We start from the raw sequence: 25,790 nt of genomic DNA, 5'->3' as shown, positions 1-25,790 counted from the left end.
CCGCGGAGAGCCTTTGATGACTGCGAAGTTGGAAAAAGTTCTGATCGCTAACCGCGGTGAGATCGCCCTGCGGATTCTGCGTGCCTGCAAAGAGATGGGCATCAAGACCGTCGCCGTTTACTCCAAGGCCGACAAAGAACTGATGCACCTGGGCCTGGCGGACGAATCCGTCTGCATCGGTCCGGCGTCGGCTGCGCACTCCTACCTGCACATCCCGGCGATCATCGCCGCTGCCGAAGTGACCGGCGCCACCGCCATTCACCCTGGCTACGGCTTCCTGGCGGAAAACGCCGACTTCGCCGAACAGGTCGAAAATTCCGGTTTTGCCTTCATTGGCCCGAAAGCCGACACCATCCGCCTGATGGGCGACAAGGTCTCGGCCAAGCACGCCATGATCGCGGCCGGTGTGCCGACCGTTCCGGGTTCCGACGGCCCGCTGCCTGAAGACGAAGAAACCGCTTTGCGCATCGGTCGCGAAGTTGGTTATCCGGTGATCATCAAGGCCGCTGGCGGCGGCGGTGGTCGCGGCATGCGCGTGGTACACAAGGAAGAAGACCTGATTTCCTCGGCGAAACTGACCCGCTCCGAAGCTGGCGCGGCGTTTGGCAACCCGATGGTCTACCTGGAAAAATTCCTGACCAACCCACGTCACGTCGAAGTCCAGGTGCTGTCCGACGGCCAGGGCCATGCGATCCATCTGGGCGACCGCGATTGCTCGCTGCAACGTCGTCACCAGAAAGTCCTCGAAGAAGCGCCGGCACCGGGCATCGACGAGCAGGCTCGCGAGGAAGTCCTGGCGCGTTGCGTCAAGGCCTGCATCGACATCGGCTATCGCGGCGCCGGTACCTTCGAGTTCCTGTACGAGAACGGTCGTTTCTACTTCATCGAAATGAACACCCGTGTTCAGGTGGAGCACCCGGTTTCGGAAATGGTCACCGGTATCGACATCGTCAAGGAGATGCTCAGCATCGCCGCCGGCAACAAGCTGTCGTTCACCCAGGATGACGTGGTCATCCGCGGTCACTCGCTGGAATGCCGGATCAACGCCGAAGACCCGAAAACCTTCATGCCAAGCCCAGGCACGGTCAAGCATTTCCATGCCCCGGGCGGCAATGGCGTTCGCGTCGATTCGCACCTGTACAGCGGTTATGCCGTTCCGCCGAACTACGATTCGTTGATCGGCAAGCTGATCACCTACGGGGCGACCCGTGATGAAGCCATGGCGCGCATGCGCAATGCGCTGGACGAAATCGTGGTAGACGGGATCAAGACCAACATCCCGCTGCACCGCGACCTCGTACGTGACGAAGGCTTCTGCAAAGGCGGCGTCAACATCCATTACCTGGAACACAAGCTGGGCAACCAGCACTGATGCTTCAAGTGATGTAAAAAGACCCCGGTCCATTGGCCGGGGTCTTTTTTTGCCTGTCGTTCACGATGCAGGCAACGGCATCAGCTCAGCATCACCGTAGAGAATTCCTGCAAGGCCAGTTGCGCCGCAGTCGCCGGCCGGCCCTGATGGGTGCGAACGGCACCGTTGGCATTGGCCACCAACGGTTCGCTGCGCAAGCGCGTCATGAACCCGCGCGCACGTATCGATACCGGATCAGAGCCCTGCTTCGCCCTCGCCAGTACCGGTATGTAATAGCGCTCGACTTGACTCTGCGAGGTCTTGAACACTGAGGTGACACCACTGCGCAGATCCAGCGCAACACCATAGTTATTCCCAAAGCAGGAAGAATACGACCAGTGATCCCAGGTGGGCTGCAGACCCTGGCGCCTCATCACCAACCGGACCGGCTCGCCAATGTCGGCCCCCGTCAGCCAGTCCCCACCCACCAGCGTGGCACGAATGTCCTTGGGCGATCCCCCCAGGCGCCGCGTCACATCGCGAACACTGCGCTCGATCAGCGTGCGGATGTTGTGATCAAAATGAATGACCGCCCCGACCTTGGTGGTCGGGTTGTACAACGAAGCGATCACGCACGTTTGCGCATTCAGCGAGAACAGATAATTGTCCGCCGCCTCGCTGAACCTCGCCACCACGGCTTCGCCCTGCAACGCCCCCCTCGTCACGTCCGGGAAGACATGCCCGGGAAACGCCTCCCGCAGCTCCCCCACTCGCCCGAGGTTGCGCACATGGTCGTTGCCGCCTCTCAAGCCAACCTTGTTATGGGTCCATTTGCCATTCGCCAGCCTGCGGATGGGCAGCTTGTACAACGCGCCGGGACGCCTGGCATCCACCAGGCATAACCCGCCAAAGTAGGGATCCTCCATCACCTGGTAGTACCGGCCCTTGCTCTGGATGTAGTGAGCGCCTCGCGGTTGCGTTGCGCTGGACGGGCTGCGATAGGCGCCAAAAAAAATCCCCTCCTCGGTCACCGGCTGCAAGTGCTCCGGTGTTCTGCTGACCGCCTGCTGCGGCTTCAGGCGTATGGGCGGGATCACCGGCCCAGCCTCTTTGGCGATGCCCGATGTCGCGCGCCTCAAGCGTTGAGCGGACAACGACAGCGGTTTCACCGCAAGCTTCAGGTTCCTGGCCGCGCGCCCTAGCAGCGTGGCCATGCTTGCGGCACCGAGCGTGGCGAACAGCGTCCCCCAGGTCGCGGCCAGCCAGTGGCCAAGCGCGCCTTCCGTGTCGCCCTGCCCATGCGCCTCGACCGCCTGCCCGGCGCTGACCGCCACCAAGCCAATGTCCAGCAACAAGGCAAACGGGGGGTAGACCATGCACACAGGAGCCGCCGCGAAGATCAGGCCCTTGAACACCTGATCCCTGATCATTTCGGCACGACTTGTGGTGATGTCCTCCACATCGGTGACAGCGCGCTCGATGCAGGCATCGAACTCAGCACTGATGTCCATGACCCGATTGAATTCGCGCACTGTATCGACGCGCGTGCTCCCGTTCGCCAGAGCCACCAGCGAACGTCCTGCAGCGGCACGCGCGCTCAGTGCGACCCGCTCCAGTAGGTAATGATGCAGTTGCGCGGCGATGCTCCCGGAGAAGTCCAGGTACTTGCGAAACAGGATCCCGTCCGGGGCGTCGGGTGTGTACAACCAGTAAAAAACCTTAGGGTCGAAGTAGGTGAAAACGTAGACCCCTTGCACGACGTGACCGCCGACGGTCAACTTGATCACGCCTTCGCGCGCCACGGCAGCGCCGGGGTGCGTGGCGCTGTTCACAGGCCTCCCATCGCTCAGCAGCGTGACTTGCCGGGTGAGCCACTGGAATTCGTCGGTGTTCAACATCGACTTGCCGTGGGCCACACGCAGGTCGCGATCCATCCGGGCCAACAGCATGTAGCGGTAAGCCTCGCGGCGTTTCGAATACTCAGGGTCCTTGGCATCGAGAAAGCTGGCGCGGATGTGCTTGGCATATCGTTCCCCCAGGTAAGCCACGCGGATGTGCGACGCCAGTTCGGCGCTGCGAACCTGCTTCAAATCCTGCCCGACAGAAGAACGCACGCCTCTTGCGGGGTCGTCGATATCCGAGTTGTGCTCGTATCCAAAAATGGCAAGGTCCAAGAGGCTGGCGGTTTTTTTCTCGGCTGCCAGCCCTGGGCTGTAGTCGATGAGCACAGTGGCCGGATCGACCGCTTCAAGCACGCCCTTGCTACGCAGGTACGGCGCAATCAAATGGGCGAAGGTGCGCTTGGCGAAGTCGATGAAGACTTCATAGTCGACCAGTTGGTCATCGAACACCTGCCGCTGAACCAGAAACTCCTGGTTCAAGCCGCTGATGTTGCGCCGGGACTCAAGCGGCAACGCCGAGTACCAGCGAGGCGACTCGTTCAGTTCCACTTGCGTCAGGTTATTGGCCAGGCCGGTCAAGACCGCGTTCTGAAGACCGGCCCTGAAACCGCTGACCGCCCCCCTGAGGTCTTTGCCCAGGTCCCACGAGGCTGGTTTTTCCGCCACGCCAGCAAAGTATTCCCGGGCCCGCCCATGATCGGTCGCAGAGAGTTGCTGCAGCAGATACTCGCGACCGGCTTCGTTTTGGGTCCAGGCACCGACCTCCCCGCTCAGCGCCCGAAGCGAGGTCAATTCGACCCATTCCTGGCCATCGGGTTTGCCGGGGGCATACAGCAGCAAGCCGCTGACGTCGTCGCCCAGGTCTTCGCGGTAGAACAGAAGAAGATCGGCACACTTCAGGCCATTGGGAAGCACCAGGCCGGCGACACGCCACACGCTGGCGGCTGGCGTCGCGACGTCACTCTCCCATAGGGCATGGAGAGCGTCATGGCCGGTCGCCGACAACTGGCCCGCACAACGCGCGATAAACGCACTGTGCTGCAGGCGCGCCAAAAACCAATCGAACATGGCCTCTTTCAGGTCAGCCCGTTCGTATCGGTCGGCCAGCGCTTGCAGGTACCCGGCAGGCGCATCGACGTTCGCCAGCAATCGGCCAATGAAGGCTGGCGAAAGGGACTGGTTACGCAGCATGCCGCCATTTTCCACCAGGAACACCGACACTGCGTCCGGCCGTACCGGGCCTGCCGCCACCAACTCACTCAGGTTGTAGGTGTGCACCGGCTGGCCCATCACCGTTCGCCACTGTAACTGCACGCGAATGCTGTCGGGTTCGACCAGCATGTCCAATTCATCCCTGGCATAGTCCCTGGCCAATTGCCGAGCGAAGGCCCGCAGCGAAACCAGGTCATCGACCAGTTCATCGACTTGTACCTGCGCCAGCGCGGCCTGGTTTTCAAGCGCCCGCAGCCGTTCACGATCCGGATTGCTCAAGCCCCGCAGCCAATGCGGCAATTGCAATCGCGCGAGCGCTCCAAGATCCCGCCGCTCGCGGGTTGTTGCCAACGCGGTCAAGCGACTCGCCTGGCGCCAGGCGTCCTGAAGCTCTTCGATCTGTTCTCGCAATTCATCGACGTCCAGGCCGGCCAGATGGTCAGGCTGGAAAAGCCCGTCGACCGCAACCCCATGCTCATCGAGTTTTTGCCTGAGCAACGCTTCGAGCGAGGCATCCTGCGACGCCATTCGCCAATGCCGTCGCAGATAATCCTTGTAGTGACTGACAAACCTCAGCGCCGCACTTTCCACCGCCTGGGCAACGCACTCGCGGCGCTCGGGGGCAAATCCCAGGTCCACCCCCTCGGGCCAACGGTAGGGCAAATCCTGCTCTTCGTCATAAACCACAGGCGCCTGGTCGATCATGCGCTGCAACACCGTGTCGAGCAGGGTGCCAATGAAGTGTGGATCGATGTTGCCTTGGTGATAATGGGTGCGCAGCTCGACCAGCAGGTACTCTTCCAGCACCTCCAGCAAGCTCATCTGGGTTTGCAGTCGCGCGTCGATAGCCACCTGCCAACGCGTCAATTTCTCCAGGGTCATTTGTGCAGTCACCACCTGCGGGGAAGAGACCGGCCCCGTGCGCGCCATGTTGCTGTGCCGTTCGGCAGTGATGTCCATACACATTCCTCCCTGCTGTGTGGACCGGCACCTTATCCGCCCGGCGATACGCCCATGGCATACATATATATATCGAAACACCCACCCGGACGGCACGAGACTCGCTTATCCACTTTGGCGGCGACCTGGCGTACACTGCGCGCCTTTGCAGCCCTGCGCTGCCCCCTGTAGATTTTTTTCCAAAGGTGCCCGCCATGCCTTGGCTGCAAGTACGTCTGGCCATCAGCCCGGAACAAGCCGAAACCTACGAAGACGCGTTTCTTGAAGTAGGCGCCGTATCGGTAACCTTCATGGACGCCGAAGACCAGCCGATCTTCGAGCCGGAGCTCAACACCACCCCGCTGTGGTCCCACACCCACCTGCTGGCCCTGTTCGAAGGCGGTACCGAGGCGGCCAGCGTACTGGCCCATCTCGAGCTCCTGACCGGCAGCCCGCTGCCCGAGCATCACAGCGAAGTGATCGAGGACCAGGACTGGGAACGCAGCTGGATGGACAATTTCCAGCCAATGCGTTTCGGCCAGCGCCTGTGGATCGTCCCAAGCTGGCATGCCGCGCCAGAGCCTGACGCAGTCAATCTGCTGCTGGACCCGGGCCTGGCGTTCGGCACCGGCACCCACCCGACCACCGCACTGTGCCTGGAATGGCTTGACGGCCAGGACCTCAAGGGCTGCAACGTACTCGACTTCGGCTGCGGCTCGGGGATCCTGGCGATTGCCGCACTCCTGCTGGGTGCCAGGGAAGCAGTCGGCACCGACATCGACGTCCAGGCCCTGGAAGCCTCCCGCGACAACGCCGGGCGCAACAACATTGCCGAAGCCCTGTTCCCGCTGTACTTGCCGCAGGACTTGCCACAGGTCCAGGCCGACGTGCTGGTGGCCAACATCCTCGCCGGCCCGCTGGTGTCCCTGGCGCCGCAACTGTCGAGCCTGGTCAAGCCGGGCGGACGCCTGGCGCTGTCGGGCATCTTGGCCGAACAGGGTGAAGAAGTCGCCGCCGCTTATGCCGCGGACTTTGACCTGGACCCGATCGCCAATCGCGATGGCTGGGTGCGCATCACCGGACGTCGGCGCTAGAATGACCGCCTGTATCCACCGGATTGCCGCATGACTGACAGCTTCGTCACCCAGTGCCCGCATTGCCATACCCGTTTTCGCGTCAGCCATGCTCAATTGAGCGTGGCCCGCGGGGTGGTTCGTTGCGGCTCGTGCCTGCAGGTGTTCAATGCCGCACGACAGTTGCTGGAACAACGCACTGCCAAGCAAGCGGCACCTGCCGTCGCGCCGCCCACCAAACCTGCCGTCGAAGCCCCGCCCCGGGCGATCAGCCAGAAACAATGGAGCGCCGCCGAGCTGGATCTGGATGATCTGGACAAGGAACTGGCGCGCCTGGAGCGGCGCGACAATCGCGCGCCCGGAAATACCGGCCGGCGCCGGGAAGACAACCTGAGCGCGCAACGCGACTCGCTCTCCAGCGAACAGCAAGCCTGGGATGACAGCCTGTACAGCGAAACCCTGAGCGAACGCGCCGAAACCGTCCTCGATACCCCCTTCGAACCGTTCGAACCCCACGAACCGGTGCGGCCACCGCGTACCGAGCCGTCCCTGTCCCTGGCCCTCGAACCGCTGGAGCCGGACGACGAACCGGTCGCCCCGCTCCGCCTCGCGCCGGACGACGAGCCCGAGGAACACCTCGAACGCCTGTCCGCCACCGACGACCACGACGACGAACCCGAGCCACCGGTGCCACTGCGCAAGTCACGGGAACGCCAGGAGCCGGGAATACGCGCCGAAGACCTCCACGACCTGGACGACGACCCGTTGCAACTGGACTGGCGCAAACGCCGCTCGCCCTGGGGCCGACGCTTGTTGTGGGGCCTGCTGATACTGCTCGCCAGCGCGGCCCTGGGCGGCCAGTACATCGCCTACCATTTCGAAGAGCTGGCCCGCCAGGACCAGTACCGGCCGTGGTTCCTGCAAATCTGTCCGACCATCGGCTGCGAAGTACCGTCCAAGGTCGACATCGCCAAGATCAAGAGCAGCAACCTGGTGGTGCGCAGCCATCCGGAGTTCAGCGGTGCCCTGGTGGTGGACGCGATCATCTACAACCGTGCGCCCTTCTCCCAACCTTTTCCGTTGCTGGAACTGCGCTTTGCCGACCTCAACGGACACCTGATCGCCAGCCGTCGCTTCAAGCCCGGCGAATACCTGGGTGGCGACCTCGAGGACCGCGGCGAAATGCCGCCCCAGACGCCCATTCACATCGCGCTGGATATCCTGGACCCTGGCCCCAAGGCGGTTAACTACAGTCTGAGCTTCCATTCCCCCGAATGAAGCCGGCCAGGGTCGGCCAATTGACGGCAGCTTTCTGACTGACCCTACCCAGACCAAACCGCTGGCGATAACAAAATAGCTGTTCAGATTTTATCCAATTCGATCTTTATCCAGTCATCGAGAGCGGGTATCATGCCAACCCTTTTTCGAAGTCTCATGATCCGGCCCCACTTCAGGGAAGTCCTATGTCGGCGGTACGCATCGGCCCATATACATTGCAGAACGGCCTGATTCTCGCCCCTATGGCGGGGGTCACCGACCAGCCCTTTCGTCAGTTGTGCAAACGACTGGGTGCAGGATTGGTGGTTTCGGAAATGGTCACCAGCGACATGAGTTTGTGGAACACCCGCAAATCGCGTCTGCGCATGATCCACGAAGGTGATCCCGAGCCCCGCTCGGTACAGATCGCCGGTGGCGACGCGCAGATGCTGGCGGAGGCGGCCCGGGCGAACGTCGAGCTGGGGGCGCAGATCATCGATATCAACATGGGTTGCCCGGCAAAGAAGGTCTGCAACAAGGCCGCAGGCTCGGCACTGTTGAAAGATGAAGCACTGGTCACCGAGATCCTGCAGGCGGTCGTCGCCGCGGTCGATGTGCCGGTGACCCTGAAGATCCGCACCGGCTGGGACCGGGAGAACAAGAATGGCCTGGTAGTGGCGAAGATCGCCGAACAGGCGGGCATCACGGCGCTGGCGGTCCACGGCCGCACCCGTGCCGACCTGTACACCGGCGAGGCCGAGTACGACACCATCGCCGCGATCAAGCAGGCGGTGTCGATTCCGGTGTTTGCCAATGGCGACATCGATTCGCCCGAGAAGGCCCGGTACGTGCTCGACGCGACCGGTGCCGATGGCCTGTTGATCGGCCGGGCCGCCCAGGGGCGGCCATGGATTTTTCGTGAGATCGAACACTTCCTGCGCACGGGCGAAAAGCTCGCGGCGCCGCAGTTGTCCGAGGTGGAACGTATTCTGCTAGAGCATCTGGCCGCGCTACATGCCTTCTACGGAGAAGTCATGGGTGTACGCATCGCTCGCAAGCATGTGGGCTGGTATCTCGCAACCCTGCCGGGCGCCAGGGAGTTTCGCGCCCGTTTCAATCGTTTGGATGGTACACAAGCACAATGCGCCGACGTTCAGGCGTTCTTCGCTGAGCGTTACAAGAGCCTGACAGGGGACGAAGGGGTGGCCGCATGACGATGATGACCGAGACTTTAGTGAGTGGAACAACACCCGTGAGCGACAACGTGAATTTGAAACAGCACCTCAATACGCCCAGCGAAGAAGGCCAGACCCTTCGCGGGAGTGTCGAGAAGGCGCTGCACAATTATTTCGCCCACCTTGAGGGCGCTGCCGTCACGGATGTGTACAACCTGGTGCTTTCCGAAGTCGAGGCGCCGCTGCTCGAAAGCGTGATGAACTACGTCAAGGGTAACCAGACCAAGGCCAGTGAGCTGCTGGGCCTGAACCGCGGCACCCTGCGCAAGAAACTCAAGCAGTACGATCTGCTGTAAGCATTCAATCAAACCAGAAAGGCGCCCGCGTAAAAAACGGTCGCCTTTTTTGCTGACTTCCCTTGCTTTTGATGGAAATTGAAATGACCGACCAGACCACCCGCCTGCCGATCCGCCGCGCCTTGATCAGCGTCTCCGACAAGACCGGGATCCTCGAATTCGCCCGCGAGCTGCAACAGCTGGGCGTCGAGATTCTCTCCACCGGCGGGACCTTCAAGCTGCTGCAGGACAACGGCGTCGCCGCAGTGGAAGTCGCGGACTACACCGGTTTTGCAGAAATGATGGACGGTCGGGTCAAGACCCTGCACCCGAAAATCCACGGCGGGATCCTGGGCCGTCGCGGCATCGACGACGCCATCATGAACGAACACGGCATCAAGCCGATCGACCTGGTAGCGGTCAACCTCTACCCGTTCGAAGCCACCATCAACAAGCCCGGCTGCGACCTGCCGACCGCCATCGAGAACATCGACATCGGCGGCCCGACCATGGTCCGCTCAGCGGCCAAGAACCACAAGGACGTGGCCATCGTGGTCAACGCCAGCGACTACGCCAGCGTGCTGGAAAACCTCAAGGCCGGAGGCCTGACCTACGCCCAGCGTTTCGACCTGATGCTCAAGGCCTTCGAACACACTGCCGCCTATGACGGCATGATCGCCAACTACATGGGCACTGTGAACCAGGCTGCTGAAACCCTGTCGACCGAAGGCCGCAGCGAATTCCCGCGCACCTTCAACACCCAGTTCGTCAAGGCCCAGGAAATGCGCTACGGCGAGAACCCGCACCAGAGCGCGGCGTTCTACGTGGAAGCCAAGCCTGCCGAAGTCGGCATTGCCACCGCCACCCAGCTGCAAGGCAAGGAACTGTCGTTCAACAACGTGGCCGACACCGACGCCGCGCTGGAATGCGTGAAAAGCTTCGTCAAGCCCGCCTGCGTGATCGTCAAGCACGCCAACCCGTGCGGCGTGGCGGTGAGCCCGGACGCCGAGGGCGGCATCCGCCAGGCCTACGAACTGGCCTACGCCACCGACACCGAATCGGCCTTCGGCGGCATCATCGCCTTCAACCGTGAGCTGGACGCCGAGACCGCCAAGGCCATCGTCGAGCGTCAGTTCGTCGAAGTGATCATCGCCCCTTCGGTCACTGAAGAAGCCCGCGCCATCGTTGCCGCCAAGGCCAACGTGCGCCTGCTGGCCTGCGGCCAATGGTCGGCCGACCGTGTGCCGGCCTGGGACTACAAGCGCGTCAATGGCGGGCTGCTGGTCCAGAGCCGCGACATCGGCATGATCGGCAGCGAAGACCTCAAGGTCGTGACCAAGCGCGCCCCGAGCGAGCAGGAAATCAACGACCTGATCTTCGCCTGGAAAGTCGCCAAGTACGTAAAATCCAACGCCATCGTCTACGCCAAGAACCGCCAGACCATCGGTGTCGGCGCCGGCCAGATGAGCCGCGTGAACTCGGCCCGCATCGCCGCCATCAAGGCTGAACACGCCGGCTTGCAGGTACAAGGCGCGGTCATGGCTTCCGATGCGTTCTTCCCGTTCCGCGACGGCATCGACAACGCGGCCAAGGTCGGCATCACCGCCGTGATCCAGCCGGGTGGTTCGATGCGTGACGCTGAAGTGATTGCTGCCGCCGACGAAGCCGGCATCGCCATGGTATTCACCGGCATGCGCCACTTCCGTCACTGATACACCGACCCACTGTGGGAGCTGGGTGGGTGTGGGAGCAAGGCTTGCCCGCGATGCAGGCAACTCGGTCCATCAGGCAAACCGAGGTGATGCTATCGCGGGCAAGCCTTGCTCCCACACAAGCCCAGCTCCCACAGAAAAGCATCTCTGCGATGCTCAACAGAATCAGCGTCATCCGAGGTTTTTGAAATGAATGTTTTGATCATTGGCAGCGGTGGCCGCGAACACGCCCTGGCCTGGAAAGTGGCTCAGGATCCACGCGTGCAGAAGGTTTTCGTGGCACCGGGCAATGCCGGCACCGCCATCGAAGCCAAATGCGAAAACGTCGCCATCGACGTGCTGGCCCTGGAACAACTGGCCGACTTCGCCGAGAAGAACGTCTCGCTGACCATCGTCGGCCCGGAAGTGCCGCTGGTCGCCGGTGTGGTCGATCTGTTCCGCGCCCGTGGCCTGGACTGCTTCGGCCCGACTGCCGGTGCCGCGCAGTTGGAAGGCTCGAAAGCGTTCACCAAGGATTTCCTGGCGCGTCACAAGATCCCGACCGCCGACTACCAGAACTTCACCGAAATCGAACCGGCCCTGGCGTACCTGCGCGAGAAAGGCGCACCGATCGTGATCAAGGCCGACGGCCTCGCTGCCGGTAAAGGCGTGATCGTTGCCATGACCCTGGCCGAAGCCGAAGACGCCGTGCGCGACATGCTCGCCGGCAATGCCTTCGGTGACGCCGGTTCCCGCGTGGTGATCGAAGAGTTCCTCGACGGCGAGGAAGCCAGCTTCATCGTCATGGTCGATGGCAAGAACGTCCTGCCAATGGCCACCAGCCAGGACCACAAGCGTGTCGGTGACGGCGACAGCGGCCCGAACACCGGCGGCATGGGTGCCTACTCCCCGGCCCCGGTGGTGACCGCCCAAGTACACCAGCGCGTCATGGACCTGGTGATCTGGCCAACGGTGCGCGGCATGGCCGAAGAAGGCAATGTCTACACCGGTTTCCTCTATGCTGGCCTGATGATCGACAAGGCTGGTAACCCAAAAGTCATCGAATTCAACTGCCGTTTCGGCGATCCTGAGACCCAGCCGGTGATGCTGCGCCTGCAGTCGAGCCTGGTCCTGCTGGTCGAGGCCGCACTGGCCCAGGCACTGGACAAGGTCGAAGCCCAGTGGGATCCGCGTCCAAGCGTCGGTGTCGTATTGGCGGCTGGCGGTTACCCGGGCGACTACGCCAAGGGTAGCGCGATCCAGGGCCTGGAGGCCGCGGCTCGCCTGGAAGGCAAGGTCTTCCATGCAGGCACGGCGTTGAAGGATGGGCAAGTGGTCACCGCCGGCGGTCGTGTGCTTTGCGCCACCGCCATGGGCGCCAGTGTCGACGAAGCTCAGCAGCAGGCCTACAAGCTTGCCGCCGAGATCGACTGGGAAGGTTGCTTCTACCGCAAGGACATTGGCTACCGCGCCATTGCCCGCGAGCGTGGCGAAAATCTGGAATAACCCAGCCATTCAGCCAGGCAAGGGTCTGCGGCCCTTGCCTGACTGTTCCGGCGCCGCGCATAGTTATAATCTGGCATCAACCTACGAAGGGATTTCGCCGTGCGCTGGCTCAGGATTGCCATAGGCCTTACCGTCACCTTGCTGACGCTGCTCTGCATGCTCCCGGCCCAGGCCGCGCCAGGCAGTGGCTGGGCGGTATTGCTCGACGAACAGGGCGACCTGACGCTGAGCGACATCCGTTCTGCCCGCTACACCAATCAATTCAGCCCCATCGACCTGGACCGCCTCAAGGCCGCCGAGCCCGGCGGGGCATTGTGGTTGCGTTTCCGCCTGGCCCCCGACCGGCATGAACAGATCCTGCGCATCTTCGCGCCCGACCTGTCGCGCCTGAACCTCTACGTGCTGGACGGCGACGCCCTGGTTGACCAGCAAGTCAGCGGCAATGCCACGCCGCACACCGAACCTGCGGTACCCAGCAGCGATTTCATGCTGCCCTTGCCGCGCAGCGACAAATCGCTGGACGTCTACCTGCGACTGTCCTCGCGCCATGAACTGCGCCCCTACATCACCTTGCAATCGGCAGTCATGGCCGCGGCCGATCAGAACCAGACACTGATCTATGGGTTGCTGTTCGGCTGCATCGCCATGCTGGTGCTGCACAACCTCACCCGCTATGCCTACACCCGTTCACGCAGTTGCCTGTGGCTGGCAGCCTGTGAAGGACTGCTGATGCTCAGCCTGGCGCTGTTGCTGAATCTGGCCGGACCCTGGCTGCCCGACTGGCCAGCCGTCCAGACGCCCGGAGCCTACCTGGCCTTGTTGCTGACTGCGCCCTGCGGCTTGATGTTCGCCTACCGTTTCTTCGCACCCCTGGGGCCGCACCCGTTGAATCGGCTGCTGCTGGGGGACATCGTGCTCGTCATGCTGTGCAGCCTGTTGCTGTTGTTCGTCAACACGCTGCCGCTCAATATCATGACCTACGCCCTCGTGGCCCTGGCCGGCCTGAGCATGCTGCTCGTCAGCGCCTGGCACTGGCAAAAGGGCTACCGCCCGGCCCGGCTGTTCGTCGCGGCCATGGTGGTCTTCAACCTGGGCACGCTGATTATCCTTCCGGCACTGCAAGGGCTCACGGAGGTTGCTCCCCAGGGCTTGATCATCACCCTGCTGATCTTCATCTGCATCAGCGGCCTGTTGATGAGTGTCGCCCTGGGCGAGCGCCAGCGCTCGATCAACGAAAGCCGGTTCAGCATCAGCCGCGACCTGGCGGCGAGCAATGCCGAGATCAATGCCAAGGCCGAGTTCCTGGCCAAGATCAGCCACGAGATCCGCACCCCGATGAACGGCGTGCTGGGCATGACCGAGCTGCTGCTGGGTACGCCGTTGTCGGTCAAGCAACGCGACTACGTGCAGACGATCCACAGCGCCGGCAATGAGCTGCTGACCCTGATCAACGAGATCCTCGACATCTCCCGGCTCGAATCCGGGCAGATCGAACTGGACGACGTGCAGTTCGACCTCAATGCACTGATCGAGGATTGCCTGAGTATCTTCCGTGCCAAGGCCGAACAGCAGAATGTCGAGCTGATCAGTTTCATCCAGCCCCAGGTACCGCGAGTGATCAGCGGTGACCCGACGCGGCTGCGCCAGGCGCTGCTGAGCCTGCTGGAAAACGCCCTGAAGAAAACCGACGAGGGCGAAGTGCTGATCGTCGTCGCCCTCGACGAGCGCAGCAATCAGCCGCGCCTGCGCATCGCCGTGCAGGACAGCGGGACGCCGATGGACGCCGAAGAGCGCGACACGCTGATGCACGCCGAACTGCACAGCAAGAACTTCCTGTCGGCCACGCGCCTGGGGGGCAACCTGGGCCTGGTCATCGCCCGTCAGTTGATCATCCTGATGCACGGGGAATTCGGCATCAAAAGCGGCAGCAACCAGGGCAGTACCTTGTGGCTGACCCTGCCGCTGGACCCGGATCGCCTCGAACATCCGACTTCCGACCTCGATGGCCCGCTGCAAGGGGCGCGGGTATTGATCGTCGACGACAACGACACCTGCCGCAAAGTACTGGTGCAACAGTGCAGCGCCTGGGGCCTGAACGTCAGCGCCGTGCCATCGGGCAAGGAAGCCCTGGCGCTGCTGCGCACCAAGGCGCACCTGCGCGATTATTTCGACGTGGTGTTGCTGGATCAGAACATGCCAGGCATGACCGGTATGCAACTGGCGGCCAAGATCAAGGAAGACCCGAGCCTGAACCACGACATCCTGTTGATCATGCTCACCGGTATCAGCAACGCGCCGAGCAAGATCGTGGCACGCAACAGCGGGGTCAAGCGCATCCTCGCCAAACCGGTGGCCGGCTATACCCTCAAGACCACCCTGGCGGACGAGCTGAACCAGCGCAACCGGGGCCAGGCGACGAATGTGCAGGTGAACGCCGGCCCTCCCCTACCGGTAAAGGTGCCGAGCGATTTCCGCATCCTGGTGGCCGAGGACAACAGCATTTCCACCAAGGTCATCCGTGGCATGCTCGGCAAGCTCAACCTGCAACCCGACACCGCCAGCAACGGCGAAGAAGCCCTCAAGGCCATGAAGGAGCAGCGTTACGACCTGGTCCTGATGGACTGCGAAATGCCGATCCTCGACGGGTTTTCCGCCACCCAGCAATTGCGCGCCTGGGAAATGGGCAACCAGCGGACCCGCACTCCCGTGGTGGCGCTCACCGCGCACATCCTGGCCGAGCACAAGGAACGCGCCCGCCAGGCCGGGATGGACGGCCACATGGCCAAGCCGGTGGAGCTGTCGCAGCTGCGTGAGCTGATCGAACACTGGGTGGCCCAGCGCGATCAGCAAAAACCGACTGCATCGACTTATTGAACCGAGCCAAGCCTGCGGGAGAGCACGCCTCAGAGTTCCAGGGCGCTGAGGTAGGTGGACGCTTGGGACATCACCGAACGTTTTACCTTTTCCCTGAAGGTGGCGTAGTACAGCGTATTGAAGTTGATGAAGGTCATTCGCTCGACACTGTTGCGCACCCAGTCGCCGCGCTCGATGAACAAGAATCGAGACGTCTGTCGACGCAGCTGGAACTGGCAGTGATAGACGCCCATTACAATTCGATGGATGCCGTTCGGCACGCAGGGAATCATCTGGAAAATGCCTGTGTCGCGCGACAGGCTGGTTGATTCGAACAGCTCTAGCGCTTTGGGATTGCTCTCCAATGCCACCAACGCACCACTGGCCGGGGCGTGAAAAGCTTCGCCAAGACGAGCCTCGATATGTTGTGTCGCTCCCACCCCCATCGGACCTTCAATGGCCGGCAGCGTCTGCGGGCGCGGTACGTCCCAGCCCAGGAATCTGAGCTGATTGCAGTAATAGTCGAACCAGTGACCAGACAACCCGTCGCGATAGGCCGCCCAGGTGGCCCGTTGCGCATACATCGTGCTCAAGTACACATCTTCCCGATGGGAATCAGGTAGACCGGCAGCGAACGAAACGACACTGCCGCCAACGACTGCGGCAGATGGAATCGGCCCCCTCATCTGCAGACCTCTTCGGCAGGAAGAACACCTGCATCATCGATAGCCTTGGTGATATCGGCAATGGTGTCGCCGACGACAGCCGCAACCTTACGGGCGATAACCTCACGGGCAGGGGCGAACAATGTTTCGCTCAGTTGCACGCGGAAATAACGTGCCGTCACACAGCCGTCGATGTCTTTGCCATCAAAGCACTGCCTCCAAGGATTGGCCTCGATCACTTTCACTGTGTCGAATTGCAAATAGACACCTGCCATCGAAACAGGGCTGTGCGCCACGATCACCAACAAGCGCACGGGGCTGGACGATGAAGGGCTCTGCGGCGGATCAGGTTCGTTGTGTTTTTGCATATGCTTGCGCAGGATACTCAGCGCTGGCAGCGAGCCGGGTAACGCTGCGACACGGTCCAACACCGCCATGATCTGCTGTTGCTGATCCGGACGATCGTCCAAGGGTATTGCTGCAACCCACTCCAATGGCGAGCTAGTCCCTTCTTGTTTCGGTAGCAGGTCCTTTCGCCGCTTGGCACCTGATATCCAGGCGACACCCAGGACGTCCATATAACTACCGTACCAATCAGCGCTTGGTAGGCGTTGCAGATTTTTGTTAGCCACCAATTGCGCGAGCAAGACCGAGTTCATCAGGTCGTCAATTGCCGCGTCCCGCACAATGGAGGGAACTAAAACAATCGCCGCCGCGTTAACAAAAACCGAATATGCCTTGTCCATGCTTTTATTCCTTTTGAAAAAAAGGCAACCGACCCTCCGGCTGCCTTATTGAAATGAAGCTTAGATTTCGTATTCTTCGATCTTGCTTACGGCATGATTACCCAACCTGCCAATAATGATGCCCCGGGTGCGCTCGACAATACTCGGAACTTTCCTGAAAACCGACTCACCTTTATACAACTTCACTTCGCGACTGCTCCAATCTGCAAACAGGACCTGGGTCGCGCTGTTGCGCCGGATAAAGCGCACGGTGCCAAGCAACATGCTGACTTCACCATCAATCTCGACGCAGGTACCGGCCGCCATTCCGCCCACCCCATGCTCCAGCAGGTTTCGTTCAAAAAGAGTCAGCGTCTTTTCTTTCTTCTGCAAGGCAGTAATCGCACTGTCAGCGACCTTCAGCAGCAACGCCGAAGCCGCGCTTCCAAGGGCAATACCCGACACTACGGACGCGAGGATGTCCAACACCAGTTTGTCCATCCGCACGGTGTTACCGGCAATGCTCAGGTCATCATAGAACCGCTGGGTAGCGACCCAACCGGCATTCGTCATGACTTCAACAAACTTGTAGTACCACTCTCGTCCTTGGGATTCGAGAGGGTATTGCCTGTTGGCGACCAGGGAAGCAAAGAGAAAAGCATGCTGCGCGTCTTCTTGATGCTGGGGAGAAAGACCACCGGCGAAGGCCAGGATGCCTTCACCGACAACCGACCCCTTCGCAGGGGGCTCGATATCACCCGAATACAACGAGCGGGGACTGACATCGGGATAAATATCATAACTTTCCAGGCGCGCCACACAGGCGGCCACACTGCTATCACACACTTCAAAACTCATAAGTTACTCCTTAAGTTATAAAGCAAGTCACTCCATGACCTGCGACCCCACACTAACCAACTCAATCAGGCACAACAACACCTGACTTGTAACTTCAAAATAAAAGTCAACCCAGCAACATTAATAAAACAAACTCAAAACAACCCTTCGAATAAAAAACGCCCCGCCATTACATCCAATCAAATGCCGACAGTCGATTCAGAGGCTGATAGACTCCAGCGATGTCTTTCGCAATGAGTCTGAACCATGCTCCACGTGCTATTCAGCGTGTACCTCAAGATGCTGGTGCTCTATAGCCCCTTCTTCGTGCTGTCGTGTTTTATCGGGCTGACTCGCGGCTATTCGCGCAAGGAACAACGCCGCCTGGCCTGGAAGGTCGCGACCGCGACGTTGGTCTCCAGCGTGTTGCTGTATTTGTTCGGACGGGTGATTTTCAGCGTGTTCGGCATCACCGTGGATGCCTTCCGTATCGGCGCCGGCAGTGTGCTGTTCATTTCGGCACTGGGCATGGCCCAGGGCAAGTCGGCCGTGCAGACCGACAACGTGCAGCAGGACGTGACCATCGTCCCGCTGACCATTCCATTGACCGTCGGCCCCGGCACCATCGGTGCCCTGCTGGTAATGGGCGTGAGCCAGCCGCACTGGGACGACAAACTCATGGCCATCATCAGCATCGCCCTGGCGAGCTTCACCGTCGGCGTCGTGCTCTACCTGTCCAGCCGTATCGAACGAATCCTCGGCGACCAGGGCTTGCAGATCGTCAGCCGCCTGATGGGGCTGTTTGTCTGCGCCTTGGCGGCGCAGATCATTTTTACCGGGGTGAAGGGCTACCTGGTGCCGTAAAAGGAGGACGGTTTATTCTGCTACCGGTGTTGTCGCCAGCAGCTCCTGCAGGGTTGCACTGCCAGTCGCCCCCAGGTCCTTTAACCGCGCCACGAACGTCGACACCGGGCGAGATTGCGCGGCGTTGAAGCCCAGGCATATCTCACCGCGCAAGGCCGGATCGGTGGAGCACACGTCACGCAAGATCAAGCAGCGTTCACTGTCCGGATCGACAATGACCAGATGCGCCTGGACAATTTCGAACACGAGTTTTCCAGGCTCATCGAAAGCCCAGACCAACGTGCTTGCCGTGGCAGGTGGTTCATTCAGGGCATGTCGACAGTCGACAATGACCGACTCCAGCTTCAGCCACACTGCCCTTGTCAAATGGCAAGTCACCGCGCCTTGCCCCATGCGCAGGATCAACCGATTGACCTCGTCGGGAATCAGCGGCAAGAGATCGCGGCCGACCTTCTCCCCCTCGACCACCAGCACCTGCACGTTGCGCCGGACGTAATCGAACGGTCCGATGCTGCGTTTGTCCGGATAGATCAGCACCCGCCCATCCTGATGCTCGTGCAACAGCACGTTCACCTGCGCTTGCGTGCCCAGCAAAGTAAAGTCCCTGGGTAGGTTCCTGCCGGTGACCCGCAGCAGCCGGGCACTTTGCACGTCGTACCATTGCAGGCTTCCAGGTTCGGACTCCACCGACACGAACTCCGCATGTTGCACCGCGTCCAGCAACCGCTGGAGGGCTTCGATCAAGTGCTCACCTTGGGCGAGCACCCAGGCGTGGTTGACCCCGATGACGGTCGCCGTTTCCTGATGACCCAGCGCCAGCGACACGCCGTCCACGCTTGTCCCGCGCAATCCGCTACCTTCGGGCGTGACGTCGGCGAAGCGCCAGCCCGCCCACTCGCGCCGATAAGCCGGCAGACTGGCGCCTGGCAACAGTAGCGCGCCGGTGCCAAATGCCTGATCCAGTTGCAGTGGGTCGAAGAATGCCTGGCTCACGACTTCACCGCTCGATCGCTCGAACAGCCAGACCGACTGATTGTCGGGCGTCACGCCAAGCACGCGAACTTCCTTGTCGAGCCCTGGATCGCACAGCAGCAACCGGTGCTTCACGTACCAGGCACACAGGTTGCCGTCACCGGCGGCATTGCGCAGGCCGGCAATGGCGAAATCCTTGTCCGGATAGCGCTTGGCCAACGGCTCCAGCGCCTGCCACCACTGGGCACGGCCCTTGAGCCAGTGCTCACTCACGCCGGCAAACTGCAACGGTCCTTGTGCGGCCAGGTTGAAGAACCGTCCGTTTTCATCGAGCGCCACATAGCCTCCGTCGACGGCCAGGATCTGTTTGAGCCCCTCAGGCTGCACCCATTGCTGGGTCCACAGCGCTCTACCGTCGTACACGCTGCGTCGCAGTCGGCAGAGCGTCTGGTTGGAGATGACTCGTTGGTACACGAAGAACACATCGCTGTCGTCGGCCATCGGCAATAGCAGCAACCCGTCCAGGTTCTTGATCGAGTCATCCCAGCCACGGGGATGAGGCCTGGCGGGTTGCGCAAGGATCAGGCGTCGATCGCTGCTGCGAACCCACGCCATGTCTCGGGAATCGGGCGCAATCGTCCAGCAGATCGAAACGTACGAAGCCGGCTGCCAATCGACGGTCGGCGCCCCGTTATTCGAAGGCCCGGGGGGCAACCGCAAAAAGTCGCCCAGTACGGACGACCACTCGGGCAGGCTATCGCTGGTCAACAGCAGCGCCTGCAGTTGCGGCGCGGTGTCGTAAGTGACGGAACTCAACAGCAATTGCCCGTCATGAATCAGGTAGCGGTATTGCCGGGTGGTTTTATTCTCGAAGAGGTATTCCTGCACCACATGAATCACGCCCTGAGCATCCGCCTCGACGCTGCGAATGGTGCTTTGGCCGTCCTGGATGAGCAACAGGTAACGGCGCTTGAGCAGGCCCGTGGCGCAATCCGTTTGCCATATCTGCAATTGCTCGGGGTCGTAGAAATACGCAGCCCCCCCCAGGACCACCGACAACTGCGGCTCACCGAGCACTTCCAGGTCGTCGCGAATGTAGAGGAAGCGGTCTTCGTGGGCGTCATACCAGGCGGTGGTGTAGCGCGGTTGCCCGGGCTCCTCGAACGGGATCAGGAAACGCTGGACCGGCGTATACGGCAGCGCCAATCGATGCTCCCGCACCAGGTCCTTGTAGTGGTCAAGCAACGCCTGCTCATCAAGCCCCTCGGGCGCCGTCTGCTCGACCAGGTCCAGTTGCTGTTTACCCTGGGTGACGCTGAACAACTGGTTGGCCGTGCGGATCAGCACTTCCTGCCGGTCGCCGGAACGCCTGACATGGACGGAGCCGATGTACAGCTCGCCGGAAGGCTCGACTCGGATATCGCTTTCATTGGCCCAGGTTGCCTGCAATACCCAGCGGCAATACATCTGGTTCGGTGCGACAAGGCTGATATCAACCCCGGGATTGAGCGTCACGGTACAGCGCGCACCCGCGCCCCTGAGCCGATAGGACAACTTTCCGTGCCAGGCGTCTGGCAGCACGGGAATCACCAGCGTCCGCTCCAGCGCATCCAGGTTCACCCGGATGACCGTTTCGCCATACACCGGGTTCAGGCGATTGAGAATGTAGTCGGACGGAAACGAATAGAACGAGAACAAGAACAGCCAGGTGCCGTCCGCTTGCCTCTTCTCCAGCCGCCGGGCCGTGTCGAAGCCGCGATCATGGCGCAAGCGAGCAAAGGGCAGCGCCTTGTATTCATAGCCGTAAGTGGTTAGCGGCGTGCAGGGCAGCACGATGGGTTGTCCGCCGGGCGGGGTGAATCCGATCTGCCTGGGTAGCCCCAGCTCCCGGCGAATATCGATGGCCCGCGCGTCATCGGGATCGAAACCCGGCACACCGAAATGATCATGCAAGGGATACAGCCTTGGACTGTCGAGCTGCAACGTTCCGTCGTTCAGATCGATGCTTTTAATCAGCAGTGACGGACGTGCCACCCACGCGGCCAGCGTGTGATCGTAGCGGTAGGCGTCACCACGATAGGCCTGTTCCAGGTCGTCGAAAAACTGACCGACTTGCCGTGCCTCGCGAGCGATGGTGGCAAATCCCTGGGCCAGGGCGGCGACCCCTACCGCCACCCCACCCAGAATCACGCCCGCACCACCGAGCACCGCCGCAGCGGTCGATGCCCCGGCCAACCCCGCCCCGACACCGCCCGCCGTCAAGGCCAGGCTGGCAGAGTCGAATGTCAGCTGGGTACCGAATTGCGCTTTTTCGATGTCGTTTTGCGCAGTCTTCAACTGGTAGATATCGAAGCCGACATTGGCCAGCCCCAACACCGCGCCGACGCCCTCGTTGGCCGCATGCCCCAGCGCCTGGCCAACGACCGGCGCACACGTGCGGGCAATGAGCCGTTCTTCCGCCAGGGCAGTGCGGACCAACTGCACCAGCCCCGCCACATCCACGACATTGCCGTGCACCAGCTGCGCGTAGTTGACGTAGGCATGCAAGCGCACGGCAGTGGTCAAGGTTCGGTCATCCCCTTCCCGCCCGCGCAAGGCGTTCATCAAGGCCTGGATGGTGAAACCGGCGTTGAGGGTATGGACACTGCCGGCCTCGGTCGGATCCAGGACGCCACCGCTCTGCACAGGTTGGCGGGCCAGGGTCGAAAACTGTTCCGACAGCCAGTTCTTGATCCGCAACAGGCGCTGATCGTCGCTGAGCACCTGAACCGACTGTTGCGGTTGCGCGGGGTCGATCAGGCTCACCCGGTATTTGCCCTCGGGGGTGATTTCCAGCGTTTCGAACAAGGGCACCAGCGGCGTCGCCGAACCATGCAAGTCCTGCAAATCGACTGTTGCCTGGGCGATCTGCTGGCCCCACCAGTGGCTGTCCAGCGCCAGCAAACTGCTGCCCAGGTGCGAGTTGTCGACCAGGGATTTTCCATAGGCCCTGTTCAAGCGCTGGCGAATCTCAAGCGCCGGTTTTCCTGGCAAGGGATCAGGCTTGAGCAGGTGCTCCACCGTGAAACCGTCAGACAGTTCCAAGGTCGAGATCTTTGCGCTGTGCAGGTCGATCAGATCAAATTGCGGTCGAGTTTCAGAACCATAGGCGACGTAATAGCGGGCCATGCCCTCGGTCTGGAAAAAGTGTTCCAGCGCACGTTGCAGCCCGTCCACATGATCAAATTTGCACAGGCCAAAGTTGGGGTCGAAAAAATGATAGCTGGCGCGTTCTCCGCTGGCGGTTTTGGCCACCAGCATCGAATGGTTGTCCGAGTTGAGCATCAGCGTACGGGGCGCGACGTGTCTTTCGAGTGCGGCAGTGACCTGGTCCAGGCTCGCCTGGCCAAGCCGCGTACCCACCTCGCCCAGCGACACGTCCCGCAGAGCTTCCAGGCTTTGCACAAAGGCCTGGGAGTCGGCTTGCCCGGGTTCGAGCACCGCCAGGAAGAAACGCTCGCGCAAGTGCCCGGAGGCGACGTCACCCTGGGCAAGCGCTGCACTCATCACCAACGCCAAGGGATAGCAGCGCCCACCAATCGCCTCGCCATCGCCGTTGAGCAGCAAATCCTGGGGGACCATTTGCACACCGGTGTGGCCGAATCCGTCCAGCACCTGCCCGGAGCGTTCGACCACTTGGAGGCGATGCTCAAGGGTTGCCACCTTCTGGATCCGTGCGACATGACGCCCCCACTGGAACAGCGTCCGCGCCTGTTTCAAAGCGGTTTTCTTCAGCTCCAGCGCGCTGTCGGACGACAGCGGCACATCCGCCAAATCGCTCGCCAGGCCGTTCATGAACCCTGGCGCCTTGCGCTTGAACAATTGCCGCTCGATGACTGCGTAACGGCCGGCCACAGCCTGTTCGGCAACGCTGTTGGCCAGGTTCTCCAGCGCGCTGGTAGCCGCGTTGAAATGCGGGTTATCCAGAGTCTCCAAGCCGAGCAGCACGCCCAGCGACAACCTTTGCACAGGGCTGGCCTCAATGACGCGCCGCAAGCCGCTGGCAATCTCGCCCAGTACGTCATCGATCCCCAGGCTTTGCATCTTTGCATCGCTCAGGAACACCGGAACCAGTGCATCGGCAGGCTGGTGCCGGATACGCTGGCGATCATCGAAGCTCAAGGGCAGCGGCTTGTCGAAGCGAATCTCACCATCGTGTCCCCGGCTCATCGCCTCGATGAACGGCTCACCGAGCCCCTCGACCAAACGCTCCAGCACATCGGTCAGCAGCACGGCGCGGCCTTCGATCAGCGGCCAGCCCTGCTGGAACTCAACAGTCGAATGCTTGAGCAACTGGGCGATATCGCCGCTGTAGCGCGTGCGGTACTGACCTTCACGCCAGCGTGCCTGCTCGTCGCTGACCCATTTTTCGGGTTGGTTGCCATTTTCTTTCCAGGAGTGATCCTGCTCTTCTTCTGTGGCGCCATTGACCGTCAGGTGGGGAGCAATGCCCGCCTCCTTGTGTAAAGTGCTGGCAACTTCCGCGCTCAAGTGTGTGTTCGCATAGTCGGCCATGCCGTCGCGCATGGCGCCGGGGCCCGTCAGATGGACGGTTCCTTCGCTCTCGAAGCGAATGCCGTCGCCGAAGTGGGTCGCTACTCCCGATATTCGCGCGATCGCCCTGAGCACTTCGCCCATCGGCAGGCGGCTCAGCGGTCCATTGGTTTTTTCGAAGACTTCTTCCACCAGAGCCAACATCCCGGCAACGTCGCTCAATGTCACATCGCGCTGGGCGGCCAGTTGTACCGACGCTTCAATCAACTCGTGATTGGCGCACAGACGATCGATCACGCTTTCAAGCATCTCAGCGCCCGGATGGGCCATCAGGAAGGCATTGGATAACGACATTTCCATGCTCAAGGCCCGCAGCGCGAAAGGTCGGGCCAACCGCTCCGTCGGCAGCTCGAAGACCTCGCTCAAGCTTGGCCGGCTTCGCGCGTACGCTTGCAGTGCCGGCAGATGCTCGGCAGGAATATGCACGCGATAACGGGAGGAGGCCTGGCGGCTCGGCATCCATCCGGGGTTCTCGTTCAGCAGCAATTGCAGGGCCCCCAGACGGGCATCCTGGCCAAACCCGCTGATGTCGACGCCGCCCAGGGTGGCCGATAACGGCGGAAGGTGGTCGATATCGGTATAACTGCCACCTTCGGCAAACAGGACTTCAGCGCGTACCACATCCGAGGCTGCCGCCATATTGCCGAGCAAGCGCATCTGCCGGTCATAGACCTCCTGCAATTGCAGCGAAACTGCGCCGGCGGCAAGATCGCGCAACTTGAAGCCGTCCATGTCCAGGACACTGCGCCGATTGCGTTCCAACTGTTGGCGCAGCACTTGCGTATCCTGACCGTAGGCGCGGGTCAGTAAATCGATCCGGGCCTCATCGGCGGATCCGCCATTCGTTACCGCGGTATTGATATGGGCCTGCATCTGTTGTTTCAGAACCAGGGCATGTTCGTTGTACAGTGCCCCCAACTCGATTTCACTAATACGCACATCTACGTCGTGTAAAAAAACATTGGCCTTGGCGGCCTCGACAATAAGCTTATTGGTTTGCCAGGCCAGCAGTGCATCACTGTCATACCAAAGATTCAAGGTATAACCCTGCCGGGCCAACACCTGTCGCCATACATTGAGGTAATCGCGCTGAATGTCGCCAAGGCCACCGCCGAGCCAGACGAAGTGCAACGTCCTGGGCACCTCCGCGGGCAATTTTTTCATCTGCTCGGCACTGAACTGCAGGCGCGCTTCATGCTGTTCGACTTTGTCGTATATCTGCGGCAGGTCTATCCCCGCCCTGGCAGGGCCAGAGATATGTGTCTCCTGGCTGCGCTTGACCCTGCGCGCGCCCACCAGCTTGGCGAGCGTCTGCTTCAAGAGCCCCAGTGGCTCGAGCAGCCTGTGGGAATCCGGCATGCCGATACAGGCAAAGTAATAACGGATGACCACGTCGTAGTGCTCATTGTTCTTGTAGGGCAACAGTGCCCGTTCGAGGTCGGCCAGTTTGAAAAGGCTGATGAAGCCGAGCGCACTGTCGCCTGTCTTGATGTTTGCTTCCTGCATAAAAAGACACTCCTTGGCCTGTTCCATTAAAAAACAGGCCTATAACAACGCCGTCGCCAGCACGTGTTCTGGCGACCTATTTATTCAATTTAATATTTTGCAACCTGGCGACATCTAAAGCGTTTGCCAAGCACTGACAAGCGCACACCGACAACTTATCAGGCACGCAAACTAACGCTTGAAAACCAACAACTCAAATGGGAAGGCTTTCAATGCATTTCAAAGAAGGATCAAGACTGCAACGTGCTCTTTTATTTATACGGACGACAACTAAAGCGAAAGAATCGAATACACGGTCCTGGGGGCGATGTTTCTCTTTTGTGGCGAGGGAGCTT

The 25,790-nt window shown here is 61.1% G+C and carries 14 protein-coding genes; 9 read left to right on the top strand and 5 right to left on the bottom strand.

Annotated features, from left to right (window positions below):
- Window positions 1-16 precede the first annotated feature (16 nt).
- Window positions 17-1,372, top strand: coding sequence for an acetyl-CoA carboxylase biotin carboxylase subunit (accC, locus tag LOY50_RS03400; RefSeq protein WP_018605713.1), 1,356 nt, complete (start codon window positions 17-19; stop codon window positions 1,370-1,372).
- Between the two features lie 80 nt (window positions 1,373-1,452).
- On the opposite strand, the gene LOY50_RS03395 is transcribed toward accC, so the two are convergent.
- Complete coding sequence (locus LOY50_RS03395) at window positions 1,453-5,424, bottom strand: dermonecrotic toxin domain-containing protein (protein WP_258690290.1); 3,972 nt, start codon at window positions 5,422-5,424, stop codon at window positions 1,453-1,455.
- A gap of 194 nt (window positions 5,425-5,618) precedes the next feature.
- Here LOY50_RS03395 and prmA point away from each other — a divergent pair, with 194 nt between their 5' ends.
- From prmA to LOY50_RS03360, 7 genes are all read left to right on the top strand, one after another.
- The gene (gene prmA, locus LOY50_RS03390) at window positions 5,619-6,497 is read left to right on the top strand and encodes a 50S ribosomal protein L11 methyltransferase (RefSeq protein WP_013692161.1); all 879 of its coding nucleotides are present in this window, start codon (window positions 5,619-5,621) and stop codon (window positions 6,495-6,497) included.
- Between the two features lie 30 nt (window positions 6,498-6,527).
- On the top strand, window positions 6,528-7,754 hold the full coding sequence (locus LOY50_RS03385) for a DUF3426 domain-containing protein (protein WP_258690289.1): 1,227 nt from the start codon (window positions 6,528-6,530) through the stop codon (window positions 7,752-7,754).
- Between the two features lie 185 nt (window positions 7,755-7,939).
- Window positions 7,940-8,947, top strand: coding sequence for a tRNA dihydrouridine synthase DusB (gene dusB / locus LOY50_RS03380; protein WP_253471358.1), 1,008 nt, complete (start codon window positions 7,940-7,942; stop codon window positions 8,945-8,947).
- On the top strand, window positions 8,944-9,264 hold the full coding sequence (gene fis, locus LOY50_RS03375; RefSeq protein ID WP_003186237.1) for a DNA-binding transcriptional regulator Fis: 321 nt from the start codon (window positions 8,944-8,946) through the stop codon (window positions 9,262-9,264). The genes dusB and fis overlap by 4 nt, the downstream gene beginning before the upstream one ends.
- A gap of 83 nt (window positions 9,265-9,347) precedes the next feature.
- Window positions 9,348-10,955 (top strand): bifunctional phosphoribosylaminoimidazolecarboxamide formyltransferase/IMP cyclohydrolase, encoded by a 1,608-nt coding sequence (purH, locus tag LOY50_RS03370; protein WP_258690288.1) that lies wholly within the window; start codon window positions 9,348-9,350, stop codon window positions 10,953-10,955.
- Window positions 10,956-11,144: 189 nt separating this feature from the next.
- Entirely contained in the window at window positions 11,145-12,440 is a 1,296-nt protein-coding gene (purD, locus tag LOY50_RS03365; RefSeq protein WP_253471354.1) for a phosphoribosylamine--glycine ligase, read from the top strand.
- Between the two features lie 99 nt (window positions 12,441-12,539).
- Window positions 12,540-15,314, top strand: a complete 2,775-nt coding sequence (locus LOY50_RS03360) for a hybrid sensor histidine kinase/response regulator (protein ID WP_253471352.1) — start codon at window positions 12,540-12,542, stop codon at window positions 15,312-15,314.
- 29 nt (window positions 15,315-15,343) lie between these two features.
- On the opposite strand, the gene LOY50_RS03355 is transcribed toward LOY50_RS03360, so the two are convergent.
- The 3 genes from LOY50_RS03355 to LOY50_RS03345 form a co-directional block, all read right to left on the bottom strand.
- Window positions 15,344-15,877: a hypothetical protein gene (locus LOY50_RS03355; RefSeq protein WP_258691202.1), complete on the bottom strand. Its 534-nt coding sequence runs from the start codon at window positions 15,875-15,877 to the stop codon at window positions 15,344-15,346.
- 98 nt (window positions 15,878-15,975) lie between these two features.
- Entirely contained in the window at window positions 15,976-16,704 is a 729-nt protein-coding gene (locus tag LOY50_RS03350) for a hypothetical protein (RefSeq protein WP_253471348.1), read from the bottom strand.
- Between the two features lie 60 nt (window positions 16,705-16,764).
- A complete protein-coding gene (locus tag LOY50_RS03345) occupies window positions 16,765-17,541 on the bottom strand; it encodes a hypothetical protein (RefSeq protein ID WP_053177932.1) in 777 nt (258 codons plus the stop codon).
- 246 nt (window positions 17,542-17,787) lie between these two features.
- Here LOY50_RS03345 and LOY50_RS03340 point away from each other — a divergent pair, with 246 nt between their 5' ends.
- Window positions 17,788-18,384, top strand: coding sequence for a MarC family protein (locus tag LOY50_RS03340; protein ID WP_003186248.1), 597 nt, complete (start codon window positions 17,788-17,790; stop codon window positions 18,382-18,384).
- 12 nt (window positions 18,385-18,396) lie between these two features.
- On the opposite strand, the gene LOY50_RS03335 is transcribed toward LOY50_RS03340, so the two are convergent.
- Window positions 18,397-25,455 carry a TcdA/TcdB pore-forming domain-containing protein gene (locus LOY50_RS03335; protein ID WP_258690287.1) on the bottom strand — a complete coding sequence of 2,353 codons (7,059 nt, stop codon included), beginning with the start codon at window positions 25,453-25,455 and terminating at the stop codon, window positions 18,397-18,399.
- Between the last annotated feature and the right edge of the window lie 335 nt (window positions 25,456-25,790).

This window comes from Pseudomonas sp. B21-010 (genome assembly GCF_024749325.1).
In the GTDB taxonomy this organism is placed as follows: domain Bacteria; phylum Pseudomonadota; class Gammaproteobacteria; order Pseudomonadales; family Pseudomonadaceae; genus Aquipseudomonas; species Aquipseudomonas kilonensis.
The sequence above is the reverse complement of the archived record's forward strand: the minus strand, read 5'-3'. Positions and strand labels throughout refer to the sequence as shown.